This is a genomic window from Pseudomonas fontis (assembly GCF_028656955.1).
GTDB classification, from domain to species: Bacteria; Pseudomonadota; Gammaproteobacteria; order Pseudomonadales; family Pseudomonadaceae; genus Aquipseudomonas; species Aquipseudomonas fontis.
In genome coordinates this window covers 14,006-28,411 of record NZ_JAMDGY010000077.1, presented here as the reverse complement: position 1 = coordinate 28,411, position 14,406 = coordinate 14,006, and the positions used below count along the sequence as shown (strand labels likewise).

Sequence of the window (14,406 nt, the reverse complement as noted above, 5' to 3'; positions counted from 1 at the left end):
CAAGCCTGCGTTCATGGTCAATCTAATTCAGCGCGGTTGCCGGCTTTGCTGGCGCTTTGCGCCAGATCGCGGGGCAAAGCCCGCTCCCACAATGACTCTGTGCAAGACAGTTGCTCCTACAGTGCAGCCCGCTGCTGGCCAGGGTCACGCGTTTTTCCTGCGACCAGCTGAACTGTGGGAGCGGGCCTTGTCCCGCTCCCACAATGACCCTGTGCAAGCCAGTTGCTCCCACAAAGCTGCCGATCCCGCGGCAATCTTGAGAATGACTTTCAATAACTGATGGGTTTTTTCTCACCCTGGCGCCTCGTAGGCTGATCCATAGGCAAAAGACATTTCGCCGATCGAGCAGAGAAATTTCCCATATGCGCTCAACCCCCCTATGCTTGCGGGTGTGGCGGCATTTAACGTGCGAAACTGCCACCCACCCCAGTCGGTTACTACGACTAAAGACACTCAGCAGAATCTTTTGCTCGTGGAATTAATTTTCAACGAATGCGTCTTTAATGAAGGGAAAGAGGGAAGCGCCGCCAAGCCTTTCCGTCCTCCGTGGGCACCGCCTGCGAGGCATTTAAAGTTACCAAGGAGAAATACATGCTGATACTCACCCGCAAGGTTGGCGAAAGCATCGTCATCAACGACGACATCAAGGTCACCATTTTAGGCGTCAAGGGTATGCAAGTGAGGATCGGCATCGATGCACCCAAAGATGTACAGGTGCACCGTGAAGAGATCTACAAACGCATTCAGGCTGGCAGCCCGGCACCGGAGAAAGACACACACAACGAATGACCTTTCCATGACTTGAGCCGCACGGATGCGCTTGGTCCCGGCATGAAGCCACTTACAGGTCGCAATGACCTCAAGACGTTTCAGCAGGCCCGATCAGCTTTTTCACCGTGGCGATCAGCGCATCGAATTCGAAGGGCTTGTCCAGCACGGCTGCGAACAGCTCAGGGTTGTCGCGCCCAATACTCGCCTGGGCTCCGCTAATCAGGATGATCGGTACGCTGCTCAGCGTTAGCTGGGTACGCACCGCCCGGGCCAGTTCTTCCCCGTTCATCAGGGGCATCATGTAGTCGGTGATGATCAGGTCGACTCGTCCCTGCTCCCGCGCCAATCCCTCAAGCACCTCCAGTGCCTTCACGCCATTACCCGCGCGCTCGACCCGGTACCCCTCGTCTTCAAGGGCATAGCCAATGATGTCGACAATCAAGTACTCGTCGTCTACGACCAGTATCGTGCTCATGGGTACCACGCCACGGTCTTCATGACCTTTCCACCGTCGCCGCAGTGCCAGACAACACCGCAGTCGCCTCATTGAATGCCTTTTGCAGGTCGATGCCCGCGCTGCTGATCACCATCTCCAGCAGCGCCGGGTCGTACTGGCTGTCACGTACCTTGAGAATCGACAGCAGGCGTTTAAGTTCCGACTCCAGCTCGACAAAGCGCATCAACAGCAGGTTGTCGACGATGCTCGACAACTCCGGTGCCGGCGCGTTGATTTCCGAGCCGAACAGGGCGCGCAGCTCGCCCATCAAGGCACGGAAGAATTCGTTCAAGCGCGCCGGGTTGGTGGCCAGGCGAGTGAACGCGCCCAGGCTGTCGATCAGCACACGTTTGACCTTCAACTCCTTGACCTTGCGCAGCAGGCGCGCGCCAACATCATCGAGCAGCCCTTCGGTGGTCGGCTGCCAGGCAATGTGCAACGCCCCGCTCTGCTCCAGGGCGGTGAAGTCCATGCCCAGCGCCTGCGCCTTGAGCCGCAGGCGCGCCGGTGTTTCGTAGAAGCCGAAATGCAGCCCCGGCGCCTGCACCGTCGACGCCCCCAGGAACGCCGTGCCCAAGGAAGTCTTGCCGACCCCGGACGGGCCCATCACCAGTGTCACCGAACCGCTGGGCAAACCGCCGTGCAGCAGCCCGTCGAGCACCCCGATGCCGCTGCCGACCCGCGCCAGCGTTTCGCAACCCTGGTTGGACGGGTGGCTGTGCAACGACTCGATGCGCGGGTAGACCTTCAGCCCCGCGTCAGTGATCTCGAACTCGTGCAACCCCGACAGCGCAGCACTGCCTCGGGTCTTGCGCAACTGGATACGGCGTACCGAACGCGCGCCGTGCAGGTCTTCACCGAGCTCGATAACGCCGTCGACCATGGTGTGTTCTGGGCTGTCGTCTTCGAGCCGCGAGCTGGTCAACAGCAGCAAGGTACAGCCGGCAAATGCCGCATGGCCTTGCAGCTCGGAGATGAACTTCTTGGTGTCGAGCGGAGTTTCCGCACGTGAGCGCGCGTTGAGCAGCCCATCGACGATCAACAGCGTGGAGTCCTGCCGGGCGATCTCGCCGCGCAGCAACTTGACCACTGCGCCCAGCCCGTCGGTTTCCAGGGTGTCGAAGGCGCTGAGAAACTGGATCTGCTTACCCATCTTTTCCGCGTCGTAGAAACTCAGCGTGGCCAGGTACTGGAACAGACGTTCGTGCGATTCGCTGAGCAGTGTGGCCACCAGCACCCGCCCGCCCTGCTCGACGTGGTTGAACGCCAGCTGGTTGGCCAGGATGGTCTTGCCCGAGCCGGGCCGGCCCTGGACGATATAGGACGAGCCGACAATCAGGCCGCCCTTGAGCAGGTCGTCCAGCCCCTCGATACCCGTGACCAGGCGTTTGAGCTGTTCCACGATGCGTTCACCCCTTCTCGGCAGATTCAACATTGGAGGCTTGCCAGACCGGCAGGCACAGGGTCATGCAGGTGCCCTCCCCCGGCGTACTTTGAACATGGATGCCGCCATTGCTTTGCTTGGCGAAACCGTAGACCTGGCTAAGCCCAAGCCCGGTTCCCTTGTTGAAACCCTTGGTGGTGAAAAACGGCTCGAAAATGCGCGGCAGCACCTCGGGCGCGATGCCATGGCCGTCGTCATGGATGCTGATCAGCACGAAGTCGCCGACCAGTTCGTCCCATTCGCCGGCAAGCACCTGGTGACGTGCATGCAAGCGAATCAACCCGCTCGCCCCGACCGCATCACGCGCATTGAAGATCAGGTTGAGCAGCACCATCTGCAGTTGCGCGGCGTCCACCTCGACATCCGGCAAGGGCGCATCGACGCCAACTTCCAGGATGATGCCTTTGGGCAGCGCCTGGGTCAGCAGCGCACGGGTCGATTCGATCAGCTCGGGCAGATTGACCTGGGCCATCTCAAGGGTCTTGCGCCGGGCAAAGCTCAGCAGTTGCTGGGTCATCTGGCTGCCGCGCTCGCCGGCATCGAGAATATGCCCCAGCAGGCGATCAACCCGCTCCGCATCCTTGCTGTGCATGGCCAGCTTGGCCGAGCCGATGATGATCGTCAGCAGGTTGTTGAAGTCATGCGCCATGCCACCGGTCAACTGCCCCAATGCTTCGAGCTTCTGTGCCTGGAACAGCTGGGCGCGCATGGCATCGAGCTGAATCGCCGCTTCACGGCGGTCGGTGATGTCCCGGGTGATTTTCGCCAGGCCAATCACCTCGCCCTCGGGTGAGCGCACCACATCCAGTGCCGTCAGGGCCCAGAACTCGCTGCCGTCCTTGCGCACGCGCCAGCCTTCGTCCTGCACCTGGCCTGCGCTCAGGGCGCGGTTCAACAGCCACGCGGGCTTGCCTTCGGCGCAGTCCTGCACAGTGAAGAAGCGTGAGAAATGCTGGCCAATGATTTCCTCGGCCTGGTAACCCTTGATGCGCTGCGCCCCGGCATTCCACGAAACCACATAGCCGTCCAGGTCGAGCATGTAGATGGCGTAGTCCACCACGGTCTGCACCAGTTGCTCATAGCGACTGGTGCGCAGCGCGTGCAGGTCAGAGCGGTCGGATGAATCCATGGCAGCCCCACAGATACCGCGAGAGACAATGGGAGAATAGACAGCATACGCTGCCTGCAATTCACTGCCCGGACAATCGACGCAGCCGGGGCTAGCGCTGCGCCTGACGAGCCGGCAGCGCCATGCGCAGAATGTGCAGGCACAACAACAAGATGAGCGTAGCACCGGCGAAGGCGAACAGCCGCTGCATAAGCGGCAGGCTGGCTTCGGCGCTGCTCACGAACAGGGTGACACTGGCCCCGGCAAGCACCAGGAACAGCAAGCAGCCCGCCAACCACACCTTGATCACCAGCGCCCGCCAATACCAGCGAACGCGGGGTCTCTGTTGCGGGGTTGAGCTTGACGGTTGCACAGCGACGGTCTCCGACGTGGATCCAATAATGCCGCGATACTCGCCCAGTGATACTTGCGCGTCAACCGGCCACAGCAAAATGCCCCCGCGCCGGGCAGCCAACTTGATATAGTTCTGCCCATGCCTTCAGGACGAAAAGCGCTGCGCGAGGACCCAGAAGTGGTAGCAAATGAACGCATGAAAGGCATCCACGACGACCTGGAACACACCGCCGACGATCTCGAAGAGATCGCCCGTGGCCTGGCCGGGCATGCCGTCTATCTTTCCCATTCGATTCACACCCAGGACGCCCGCGACGTGAAGGCGCGGATCTCGGGCCTGAACACCTCGATCAACGACCTACGCCATGTAGCGGACTCCATCGACACCTGAGCACGGACGCCCCCGATGCTGCCAGCACACACCCCGCAAAGCCATCGTCGCGCCCATGTCACGCGCCTGCACAAGCGCCGTGGCCACGTCGGCCTGCTGTTTGTCGGGGCGCTGTCGGTGCTGGCGGGCATGACCGACGCCATCGGCTTTCTTGCCACCGGTGACTTTGTCTCGTTCATGAGCGGCAACACCACACGCCTGGCGGTTGCCCTGGGTGACGGTCACGGCGCCTTGGCGGCGAGGCTGACGCTGCTGATCCTGGCGTTCGTCGTGGGCAACGCACTGGGGGTGATCATTGCTCGCCTGACGGGCAAGCGCGCCTGGCCGCTGCTGGGCCTGACCGCCCTGCTCCTGCTCGGCGCCGGGCTGTGCGGGCTGCAGGCCGAACTGCTGGCCATGTTCAGCGCGATCATCGCCATGGGCATGCTCAATGCAGCCGTTGAGGAAGTGAACGGCCTGCCCATCGGCCTGACCTATGTCACCGGCGCCCTCTCGCGGTTTGGCCGTGGCCTGGGCCGCTGGCTGCTCGGTGAGCGGCGCAGCGGTTGGCGCGCGCAACTGGTGCCCTGGGGCGGGATGTTTTTTGGCGCGGTGCTGGGTGGGCTGCTGGAGCTGCACTTGGGCTTCGCCGCGTTGCTGGCCAGCAGTGCCCTGGCGGCGTTGCTTGCGGTGGCGTCGCTGTTGATTCCACGGCGCTGGGTGCAGCGCTACATGGCGCGCTAGACGGTTGACGCAAATATAACGATGAGTTATAAAGCGCACTTGATCTGGAGATGAAAAGCTCACATAGGCAACTTGCCTGGTGGCCTTTACACTGTCCGTTCAAGTGCGGGGGTGGTGAAATTGGTAGACACAGCAGACTTAAAATCTGTCGGCGCAAGCCTTGCGGGTTCGAGTCCCGCGCCCCGCACCATCACTTAAAAGCGCCTTTATGGCGCTTTTTTGCTTTCTGCCGTCAGCACGTCCCTTCTCCTGAAACTGTACAAGCGGTTTGACTTGTACAGATTTCGCTCTAACCTGCAAATTAGTTGTACAAGATCGCAATCCTGTACAACAAAAGCCCTCGAAGCTCTTCGGTGCAGGTCATGTCTGAGTATCTCAAACGCTTTGCCCAGCGCTTTTGCGAAGTCGATGCCGCGCACCTCGACCTGCTGGCCGAGTTGTACAGCGAGGACATCCAGTTCCGCGACCCCCTGCACCACGTGCAAGGGCTGCCGGCGCTGCGCCAGTACTTCGCACAGCTCTACGCCAACATCCACGACCTGCGTTTCGAGTTCCACGCCTACGACCAGGTGCAAGAAGGCCTGGGCTACCTGCGCTGGACCCTGCACTACCGCCACCCGCGCCTGAACGCCGGCAAGCCGGTCGCCGTGCGCGGCTGCTCCTGCCTGATGTGGGATGACAAGGTCCGCGTCCACCATGACTACTTCGATGCCGGTGCACTCCTCTATGAGCATGTGCCCGTGATGGGCCGGATGATCAGCTGGTTGAAAGGGAGGCTCGCATGAAGCGCATCTGGCTGACCGGCGCCAGCAGCGGCCTGGGCGCAGAACTGGCGCGCGAGCTACTGCGCGGCGGCCACCGGGTGGCGGTCAGTGCGCGCAACCGTAGCGCGCTGCAAACCCTGGCCAATATCTGGGGCGCCCAGGTGCTGGTACTGCCGGGTGACCTCAGGGACGCCGCGCAGGTTCGCCAGATCGGCCAGCAGATCGAACACGCCTGGGGCGGGCTGGACCAGGTGGTGCTCAATGCCGGGACCTGCGAGTACATCGACAGTGAGCAGTTCGACGCTGGGGTCATCGAACGCCTCGTCGCCTCCAATCTGTTGGCTACCAGCCATTGCATCGAAGTCGCCCTGCCGCTGTTGCGACGGGGCCAGCAGCCCCACCTGGTGGGCGTGGCCAGCTCGGTAACGCTCCTGCCCCTGCCCCGTGCGGGCGCCTATGGCGCGTCCAAGGCGGCGCTGCGCTACCTGCTTGAATCCCTGCGCATCGACCTGGCCCGCGAAGGCATCGACGTGACCCTGGTCAGCCCCGGCTTTGTCGATACCCCGCTGACCCGGCAGAATGATTTCCCCATGCCAATGTGCTGGCCGGCCGCCAAAGCCGCCCAGCACATCGCCACGCGGCTGGACCGGCGACCTTATGAAATAGCCTTCCCGGCGCCGTTCATTTTCGGCCTGCGCCTGGCTGCGCTGCTGCCAAAACGCGTGCAACTGATGCTGGCCAAGCGTATGTCGCGCCCGCTGCGCGAGGCACCGCAACGATGAAGATTGCCATCATTGGCAGCGGGATTTCCGGCCTTGCCTGCGCCTACCTGCTGCAACGCCAGCATGCGATCACGGTATTCGAGGCTGGCCCGCGCATTGGTGGCCACACCCACACGGTCGACGTGCTTGTGCAGGGCCAGCATTACGCCGTGGACACCGGGTTCATCGTCTACAACGACTGGACCTACCCCAACTTCATCCGCCTGCTTGGGCAACTGGGCGTCGAGTCCCGCCCGACCGAGATGAGCTTTTCGGTGCACGATGCGCACACCGCGCACGAATACAACGGCAACACCCTCAACAGCCTGTTCGCGCAGCGGCGCAACCTGCTTTCACTGCCCTTCTGGGGCATGCTCTATGACATCCTGCGCTTCAACCGTGAAGCCCTGCGCGACCTTGAGCAGCAACGGGTCAGCGATGTGCTGTCGCTAGGCGACTACCTGTTGATGAACCGTTACGGCCAGCGCTTCATCGACCACTACATCGTGCCCATGGGGGCGGCGATCTGGTCGATGCCGCTGGGGCAGATGCTCGCCTTTCCACTGCAGTTCTTCGTGCGTTTCTTCAAGCACCATGGCTTGCTGTCGGTCAGCGACCGGCCGCAGTGGCGGGTGATCCGTGGCGGTTCACAGAGCTATCTGGCGCCGCTGTGCGCGCCCTTCGCCGAACACATCCGCCTGAACTGCCCGGTGCTGGGCGTCGCGCGTGACAGCACGGGGGCCAGGCTGTTCAGCCATGCCGGGAGCGAGCACTTCGACAAGGTGGTCTTCGCCTGCCACAGCGACCAGGCGCTGCAGATGCTGCATGACCCAAGCCTGGCCGAGCGCGAGGTGCTCGGCGCCCTGCACTACGCCGACAACGACGTGGTGCTGCACACCGACACCCGCTTGCTGCCACGCCGGCCGCTGGCCTGGGCCAGCTGGAACTATCGCCTCGGTGGCCATGCGGCCCAGCCCGCTGCCGTGACCTACAACATGAACATCCTGCAAGGCATCGAGGCCCCGGTGACCTTTTGCGTCAGCCTCAACCAGACCGAAGCCATCGACCCTCAGAAGATCCTCGGTCGCTATACCTACGCCCACCCACAGTTCAGCCTGGCGGGTGTGCAGGCCCAGGCCCGCCATGCAGAAATTTCCGGCCAGCAGCACAGCTATTACTGTGGCGCCTATTGGGGCAATGGTTTCCACGAGGACGGCGTGGTCAGCGCGCTGCGCATCGCGGCAGCCTTTGGGGAGCAGCTATGAACAGCGCGCTGTACCTGGGCTGGGTCAGCCACCGGCGCTTTGCCAAGGGCGGGCATGCCTTCGCTTACCGCATGGGCCTGCTGTACCTGGACCTCGACGAGCAGGACGCGGTGCTCGCCCTGTCGCCCCTGGCCGGTCGCGGGCGCTTCGCAGCCTTCGCCTTCCGTGAGCAGGACTACCTGCCCGCCTTTACCCAGGCTGGCCAGCCACTGATTGAGGCCGTGCGTGACCAGCTCGAAGCGGCCCTGGGCCATCGCCCGCAGGGCCCGGTGTGCCTGCTGACCCAGCCACGCAGCTGGGGCCTGGCGTTCAACCCGGTGAGCTTCTTCTATTGCCATGAGGCCGACGGACGCCTGGCGGCGATCCTCTGCGAGGTCACCAACACACCCTGGCGCCAGCGCTTCCACTATGTGCTGCCCGCCGCCAATCAAGGCCCCTGGAACTTCAGTGTGGCCAAGGCATTCCATGTCTCGCCCTTCCTGCCAGCGGACCTGGAATACCGCATGCACTTCTGCACCCCCGGGCAACACGTGCGCGTGCGCATGGAAGACTGGCAAGGCGACACTCGGGTATTCAGCGCCTGCCTGCAACTCACGCGTATCGCGCTGGGACGTGCCAGCCTGCATCGCTACCTGCTCAGCTTCCCCTGGATGGCCGGCAAGACCGTATTGGCGATCTATTGGCAGGCCCTGCGCCTGCTGCTCAAACGCAATGCCCTGTTCAGCCACTTTTCCGCCCACGGTGCCTGGCGCCTGGCCCGGTTGCGCCCTGAGGAATCCCCCCATGAAGAGCCCTGACACCATGCCGGTGAAAAGCCTGGCGCCGGCCGGCAATGGCCTGGGCGTGGCACTGCTCAAGCGCGCGGTGCTGTACCAGTTGCGCCAACTGCGCCGTGGCTACCTGACCGTGCTGGAACCGGGCGGCGTGCACCACATGGGCAGCGCTGGCGATCCGCTGTATGCGCAGATCCAGGTGCTGGATGAAGCGCTCTGGGGCATGGTCGCCTGCAACGGCTCCATCGGTGCTGGCGAAGCCTATATCCATGGCTACTGGACCACTCCCGACCTGACCGCCGTGGTCCGCGTACTGGTCAGCAACCTTGACGTGCTCGATGCCATGGAAGGCGGCCTGGCGCGTCTGGGCCGGCCCTTGTTGCATGGCTTGCACTGGTTCAACCGCAATACCCGGCGCGGCGCGCGGCGCAACATCGCGGCCCACTACGACCTGGGCAATGTCCTGTTCGAGCACCTGCTGGACCCGAGCATGATGTACTCGGCCGCCATGTTCCGCAGCGCCCAGGACAGCCTGCAACAGGCGCAGCAGTACAAGTTGCAGCGCATCTGCCAGAAGCTCGACCTGCGCCCGGAGGATCACCTGCTGGAGATCGGCACTGGCTGGGGCGGGCTGGCGATCTATGCCGCGCAGCAACATGGCTGCCGGGTCACCACCACGACCGTGTCTGCCGAGCAGTACGCCTATGCAAAGCAGCGCATCGAGGCACTTGGCCTGCAAGACCGCATCACCCTGCTGCTGGAGGACTACCGCGACCTTAGCGGGCAGTTCGACAAGCTGGTCTCGATCGAGATGATCGAAGCTGTCGGCCACCGCTACCTGGGGACCTATTTCAAACAATGCGCGCAACTGCTCAAGCCACGCGGATTGATGCTGTTGCAGAGCATCACCATTCGCGAGCAACGCTACCGGCAGGCGCGGCGCTCGGTCGACTTCATCCAGCGCTACATCTTCCCCGGCGGCGCCCTGCCGTCGGTAAGCGTATTGCTCAAGGTCATGGGCAAGGTCACCGACCTGAACCTGCACCACATGGAAGATTTCGGCCTGCATTACGCCCGCACCCTGCGCTGCTGGCACGAGAACCTGCAACACAGCCGCCAACGCCTGCAACAGCTGGGCTATGACGATGGTTTCTACCGGCTGTGGGAGTTCTACCTGTGTTACTGCGAAGGCGGCTTTCTTGAGCGCACCATCGGCACCGCGCAACTGTTGCTGGCCAAGCCGGACGCCAGGCCGGCACCGTTGCTGGGTGTGCTTGAAGGCTGATGAAGCGCAGCGTTGGCCTGCTGCTCAATGCACTGCTGTTCCAGGGGGGCTGGCTTGCCTGCGTGCTGGGCGCGCGTCATCCCGCGCTGCTGCTGATTGCCGCCACATGCCTGGCCCTGCACCTGCGGTTTTTAGCCTACCCGGGCGAAGGGCGACTGATCGTCGCCGCCAGCCTCTGCGGCTGGGCCCTGGACAGCCTGCTGCTGAACCTGGGGCTTTTCGACTTTCACAGCCGCCACTGGCTCCTGCCCGGCTGGCTGGCATTGCTATGGCCAGTCTTCGCCATGACCTTGCGCCACACCCTGGCCTGGAGCGCGAGCCCCTGGTGGCGGGCAAGCCTTGCGGGTGCTCTGGGCGGGCCGCTGTCGTATTGGGCAGGCGTGCGGTTGGCGGGAGTGGGGCTGCCTTTGGGCACCGGGCCCACCCTGGTGATTCTGGCGCTGGTCTGGGCAGTTCTATTGCCGCTCCTGCACCGGCTGGATGCACAGGGTCTCAAGACGCGCCCTTGAGCAGTTGTTGGCGCAACTCTGGGTTACGCGTGCGCGGGTCCAGCCAGATCGCGAAAAACGCCTGCGCGAATGCTTCATCACGCACCTCGTGCTGCAAACGCCCGCCCACATAGAACCGACACCCCTGCCCCGGCAAATACACCCCGGTGATGCTCGCGCCGGGTTGCACATCGACAAAGGCCTGCTGCAGCTGCAGCCGCCACTGGGCGAGTTGCCCAGCGCTGACATGGGCACCGGCAAGGCGTTGAATCTCCTCCAGGCTGACCTCCACCAGGCGATCACGATCGATGCTGCGCCAGAACCCGTTGCAAAACCACGCCTGTGCGCACCATTGAATTACAGTAGGCGCGTTGACAACAGGCAAGAGGCCGAGCATGCAGGTAATACGTTGGGGAATGATCGGCTGCGGCAGCGTGACCGAGCGCAAGAGCGGGCCGGCCTTCTACAAGGCGCCGGGCTCTGCGCTGGTCGCAGTGATGGGGCGACGGGCCGACGCCGTCGAGGATTACGCCAGGCGCCATGGCATTGCCCGCACCTACACGGACGCCGCGCAATTGATCGCCGACCCGCAGGTCGACGCCGTCTACATCGCCACGCCGCCTGACAGCCATCACCACTACAGCCTGCTGGTCGCGGCCGCCGGCAAGCATTGCTGCGTGGAGAAGCCGATGTCGCTGAGTACCGCCAGCAGCCTGGCGATGCAACAGGCATTTGCCCAAGCCGGGCGGCATCTGTTCGTGTCTTACTACCGCCGCTCCTTGCCGCGCTTCCAGCAAGTGCGCCAATGGCTGCAGGACGAGAGAATCGGCGAAGTGCGACAGCTCAGTTGGACCCTGACCAAGCCCCCGACCGAAGCTGACCGCAATGGCACCGCAAACTGGCGTACCGACCCGCAGGTAGCCGGCGGCGGCTATTTTGCCGACCTCGCCAGCCATGGCATCGACTTGTTCCAGTACCTGCTCGGCGACATCGTCGAAGTCAACGGCTGCACCGCACGCCAGGCCGGCCTGTATGCAGCTGAAGATGCCGTGGCCGCCAGTTGGCGCTTTGCCAGCGGCGCGCTGGGCATGGGCTGCTGGAACTTCGTTGCCGATCGCCGCGAAGACCGTGTGGTGCTGGTGGGCAGCCGTGGGCGGATCAGCTTCTCGGTATTCGACGAGTACCCGCTGACCCTTGAGGCTGACGAGCAACTAACCCTGCAAATCGACAATCCGGACCCTATCCAGCTTCACCATGTATTGGGCATGAATGCGCATATTCGTGGTGATGGCGAACACCCCGCCACGGCTGCGCAGGCGCTGAAGACTGACTGGGTGATGGACCGCATCCTTGGGCGTGGCTGAGGCTAGCGTTTGACGAACACGATCCAGGAGGGCGAGGAGTCGATGATTTGCTCCTCGAACTCCAGTTGCACCTGCGCCGGGCCGAACAGGCTGATGTCTTTCAGGCTCAGCCCGCCTTGAACGATCACGCGCGCGTCTTGTGGCAGACGGGCCAACGCCGCCATCAACTCGGCCACGGTCTTGGTCTGGGACATCATTGCTCTCCGTTCAAAAAATCGAACGGCGATATTCGCTGACCCAAGGCTGCGGGACAAGTCGACGATTGCCTGAGAGCAACCAACGTACACAGCTTTTGTAGCCGCTGCCGACAGGCTGCGCTGGAGCCCGCAGGGCTCCCAAAGGCGGCGCCTGCCGTGTGGCAACATTTCTGTTGATGTGGATCGCTACCACTGCATCAGTTGGCACTAATGACGACAAACTCAATTACCAATATCTTATAAGCAAAGAAATCTCCTACAACCATTTAGGAAACCGACACCGCGACTTGGACCCGATTCCTCGCTAGTGTCTGACAATTGCTTGCCGAGTAACTCACTACACATGCCACGCGCACTGAGACTTGTGTACCTGGCCAATAAACCTGCCCGACGGGATAACCAGGGAACCCTCCAATCGATTGCGACATGCAGTGCATTCACATGGCTATAACAAGGAATAAAACCCATGAAAGCATGCGACAACACCAGCCTTAAATACGAAATCACCTTCGCCCTGGCAGAACTGGGGCTGCCGACGTCAGAAATTGCAGACAAAGAGCAAACCATTGCCGTGATTGCGTCCACCTTCATCAAGGGAACCCCTAGAGCCTGGTGGCCTGCGTTGATTCAAACACCTAAAATTTTTACATTTGAAAACAACTCAGGGTATCTGCACATTCACGACATTGCCCCGCCAGCCACCTCCACCTGGCTTGTCACTGACGAATGCAATGAAGAGAAACTGGCCTTCAACATTCCTCTGGAGGCCATTCCAAGCGTGCTGGAGCGCTGCCGGTTCTTCGAGTACTACATTGTCGACACACACTTGAACTGGCTTCTGGCTGAAAACGACCGTGGCGATCTCCTCCTCGCCCAGGCAAACGTCCAACCCACTTTCAAGCCCTGAAACGCACGCCAACATGCAAGTAACAAAACATGAACGAATAACACTCACTATTTGCTTGTAAGACACTGCCTTCAGACTGTAAGACGCCACCTTCAGACTGTAACGTTCAGTGCAACAATATTATTAAATCCAACCATGCAATTGCCCGTGGAACTTTCTACACTGCAACGTGCTGACCCGTGCTGCAAACTGACGCATGGCCAAAGCGCAAAACCCGAAATAGTCTTATTGAAATTGGAAGGTGGTATATGTCGACACATCATGGCATTGCGCGAATTCTGTGTGCCTTTGCAGCGCCCAAACAATGGCTACGCTCACGCCTGCTCAGCCGCGAAGAGGCATTGATGATCGAGCGCTATCGAACGCTCTCAGAAATGGATCAGATCGCCATGCGCTACCTGTTCACCGCCGTCAGCGAGGTGTCCCGCTTTTAAACGCCGGGCATGAGTAGCGAAGATGCTAGCGCCAAGCGCCATCACACTGCGTGAAGGGCCGTCGCTATTGCACAAGGGAATGGTGGAATCGCCTTGAACGAAAAAAGGCCCCGAAGGGCCTTTTTTTCGCTACAGAGATCAGTCGACTTCTATAGCGCCATATTTGGAGCGGGAAACGAGACTCGAACTCGCGACCCCGACCTTGGCAAGGTCGTGCTCTACCAACTGAGCTATTCCCGCGTCGTGTTGCTGGTGGCCATTCTAACGATTTCAGAATGGCCGTCAACCCCTTGATTCAAAAAAACTTTATTTCGATTCAGAACCTTCGCGCAGGTGCGGCCAGGCAGCACGCAAATAGTGCAGCATCGACCACAAGGTCAGGCCAGCCGCCACCATCAACAATACGTACCCCACGATCACCCAGAAGCTCAGGGTAGCCGGGTTGGCCAGCAGGATCACCAGCGCCAGCATCTGCGCCGCGGTCTTCCATTTGCCCAGGTTCGACACCGCGACATGCGCCCTCGCCCCCAGCTCGGCCATCCACTCGCGCAGGGCCGATACCACGATCTCGCGACCGATGATCACTGCCGCCGGCAAGGTCAGCCACAGGTTGGCATGCACCTGCACCAACAGCACCAGGGCCACGGCCACCATGAGCTTGTCGGCCACCGGGTCGAGGAAGGCGCCAAACGGGGTGCTTTGCTGCAAGCGACGCGCCAGGTAACCGTCCAGCCAGTCAGTGGCGGCGGCAATGGCAAACACGCTGCTGGCTGCCATGTAACTCCAGGAATACGGCATGTAGAACAGCAGAATGAAGATCGGGATGAGCAGGACGCGTAGGACGGTAAGCAGATTCGGGATATTCATCGGCACAACTGGCT

18 protein-coding genes, 2 tRNA genes and 1 pseudogene are annotated in these 14,406 nt (G+C 61.7%); 13 read left to right on the top strand and 8 right to left on the bottom strand.

Annotation, left to right across the window (positions count from 1 at the left end):
* Positions 1-591 precede the first annotated feature (591 nt).
* Positions 592-789: a carbon storage regulator CsrA gene (gene csrA / locus M5G11_RS21450; RefSeq protein WP_273913910.1), complete on the top strand. Its 198-nt coding sequence runs from the start codon at positions 592-594 to the stop codon at positions 787-789.
* A 70-nt stretch (positions 790-859) separates the two neighbouring features.
* Here the strand turns inward: csrA and M5G11_RS21445 are convergent, their stop codons facing one another.
* The 4 genes from M5G11_RS21445 to M5G11_RS21430 all read right to left on the bottom strand — a co-directional run bounded on the left by M5G11_RS21445 (position 860) and on the right by M5G11_RS21430 (position 4,129).
* A complete protein-coding gene (locus M5G11_RS21445) occupies positions 860-1,246 on the bottom strand; it encodes a response regulator (protein ID WP_273913911.1) in 387 nt (128 codons plus the stop codon).
* 19 nt (positions 1,247-1,265) lie between these two features.
* Positions 1,266-2,672 (bottom strand): ATPase domain-containing protein, encoded by a 1,407-nt coding sequence (locus tag M5G11_RS21440; protein ID WP_273913924.1) that lies wholly within the window; start codon positions 2,670-2,672, stop codon positions 1,266-1,268.
* A gap of 4 nt (positions 2,673-2,676) precedes the next feature.
* Entirely contained in the window at positions 2,677-3,840 is a 1,164-nt protein-coding gene (locus tag M5G11_RS21435) for a two-component system sensor histidine kinase NtrB (RefSeq protein ID WP_273913912.1), read from the bottom strand.
* Between the two features lie 91 nt (positions 3,841-3,931).
* On the bottom strand, positions 3,932-4,129 hold the full coding sequence (locus tag M5G11_RS21430) for a hypothetical protein (RefSeq protein ID WP_273913913.1): 198 nt from the start codon (positions 4,127-4,129) through the stop codon (positions 3,932-3,934).
* Positions 4,130-4,369: 240 nt separating this feature from the next.
* On the opposite strand from M5G11_RS21430, the gene M5G11_RS21425 reads away from it, so the two are divergent.
* The 9 genes from M5G11_RS21425 (at position 4,370) to M5G11_RS21385 (ending at position 10,644) form a co-directional block, all read left to right on the top strand.
* The gene (locus M5G11_RS21425; RefSeq protein ID WP_273913914.1) at positions 4,370-4,564 is read left to right on the top strand and encodes a hypothetical protein; all 195 of its coding nucleotides are present in this window, start codon (positions 4,370-4,372) and stop codon (positions 4,562-4,564) included.
* Between the two features lie 15 nt (positions 4,565-4,579).
* Positions 4,580-5,287, top strand: coding sequence for a YoaK family protein (locus tag M5G11_RS21420; protein WP_273913915.1), 708 nt, complete (start codon positions 4,580-4,582; stop codon positions 5,285-5,287).
* A 105-nt stretch (positions 5,288-5,392) separates the two neighbouring features.
* Positions 5,393-5,477, top strand: a tRNA-Leu gene (locus M5G11_RS21415).
* A 172-nt stretch (positions 5,478-5,649) separates the two neighbouring features.
* Positions 5,650-6,072 carry a nuclear transport factor 2 family protein gene (locus M5G11_RS21410; RefSeq protein WP_273913916.1) on the top strand — a complete coding sequence of 141 codons (423 nt, stop codon included), beginning with the start codon at positions 5,650-5,652 and terminating at the stop codon, positions 6,070-6,072.
* The gene (locus M5G11_RS21405) at positions 6,069-6,833 is read left to right on the top strand and encodes an SDR family NAD(P)-dependent oxidoreductase (protein ID WP_273913917.1); all 765 of its coding nucleotides are present in this window, start codon (positions 6,069-6,071) and stop codon (positions 6,831-6,833) included. The genes M5G11_RS21410 and M5G11_RS21405 overlap by 4 nt, the downstream gene beginning before the upstream one ends.
* Positions 6,830-8,077, top strand: a complete 1,248-nt coding sequence (locus M5G11_RS21400) for an NAD(P)/FAD-dependent oxidoreductase (protein WP_273913918.1) — start codon at positions 6,830-6,832, stop codon at positions 8,075-8,077. The genes M5G11_RS21405 and M5G11_RS21400 overlap by 4 nt, the downstream gene beginning before the upstream one ends.
* Positions 8,074-8,874: a DUF1365 domain-containing protein gene (locus M5G11_RS21395; RefSeq protein ID WP_273913919.1), complete on the top strand. Its 801-nt coding sequence runs from the start codon at positions 8,074-8,076 to the stop codon at positions 8,872-8,874. The genes M5G11_RS21400 and M5G11_RS21395 overlap by 4 nt, the downstream gene beginning before the upstream one ends.
* Positions 8,861-10,135 carry an SAM-dependent methyltransferase gene (locus M5G11_RS21390; RefSeq protein WP_273913920.1) on the top strand — a complete coding sequence of 425 codons (1,275 nt, stop codon included), beginning with the start codon at positions 8,861-8,863 and terminating at the stop codon, positions 10,133-10,135. The genes M5G11_RS21395 and M5G11_RS21390 overlap by 14 nt, the downstream gene beginning before the upstream one ends.
* The gene (locus M5G11_RS21385) at positions 10,135-10,644 is read left to right on the top strand and encodes a DUF2878 domain-containing protein (RefSeq protein WP_273913921.1); all 510 of its coding nucleotides are present in this window, start codon (positions 10,135-10,137) and stop codon (positions 10,642-10,644) included. The genes M5G11_RS21390 and M5G11_RS21385 overlap by 1 nt, the downstream gene beginning before the upstream one ends.
* Here the strand turns inward: M5G11_RS21385 and M5G11_RS21380 are convergent.
* A pseudogene (locus M5G11_RS21380) lies at positions 10,628-10,945 on the bottom strand (chalcone isomerase family protein); the annotation flags it as partial. The gene M5G11_RS21385 and the pseudogene M5G11_RS21380 sit on opposite strands and share 17 nt — an antisense overlap.
* A 73-nt stretch (positions 10,946-11,018) precedes the next feature.
* On the opposite strand from M5G11_RS21380, the gene M5G11_RS21375 reads away from it, so the two are divergent.
* The gene (locus M5G11_RS21375) at positions 11,019-11,987 is read left to right on the top strand and encodes a Gfo/Idh/MocA family protein (RefSeq protein WP_273913922.1); all 969 of its coding nucleotides are present in this window, start codon (positions 11,019-11,021) and stop codon (positions 11,985-11,987) included.
* A 2-nt stretch (positions 11,988-11,989) separates the two neighbouring features.
* On the opposite strand, the gene M5G11_RS21370 is transcribed toward M5G11_RS21375, so the two are convergent.
* Entirely contained in the window at positions 11,990-12,181 is a 192-nt protein-coding gene (locus M5G11_RS21370; RefSeq protein WP_273913923.1) for a hypothetical protein, read from the bottom strand.
* A gap of 469 nt (positions 12,182-12,650) precedes the next feature.
* Here M5G11_RS21370 and M5G11_RS21365 point away from each other — a divergent pair, with 469 nt between their 5' ends.
* Positions 12,651-13,091 (top strand): hypothetical protein, encoded by a 441-nt coding sequence (locus M5G11_RS21365; protein ID WP_273913901.1) that lies wholly within the window; start codon positions 12,651-12,653, stop codon positions 13,089-13,091.
* Between the two features lie 248 nt (positions 13,092-13,339).
* Positions 13,340-13,525 (top strand): hypothetical protein, encoded by a 186-nt coding sequence (locus tag M5G11_RS21360; protein ID WP_273913900.1) that lies wholly within the window; start codon positions 13,340-13,342, stop codon positions 13,523-13,525.
* 164 nt (positions 13,526-13,689) lie between these two features.
* On the opposite strand, the gene M5G11_RS21355 is transcribed toward M5G11_RS21360, so the two are convergent.
* Both M5G11_RS21355 and pgsA read right to left on the bottom strand, forming a co-directional pair.
* A tRNA-Gly gene (locus tag M5G11_RS21355) sits at positions 13,690-13,765 on the bottom strand.
* A gap of 66 nt (positions 13,766-13,831) precedes the next feature.
* Complete coding sequence (pgsA, locus tag M5G11_RS21350; RefSeq protein WP_273913899.1) at positions 13,832-14,392, bottom strand: CDP-diacylglycerol--glycerol-3-phosphate 3-phosphatidyltransferase; 561 nt, start codon at positions 14,390-14,392, stop codon at positions 13,832-13,834.
* Between the last annotated feature and the right edge of the window lie 14 nt (positions 14,393-14,406).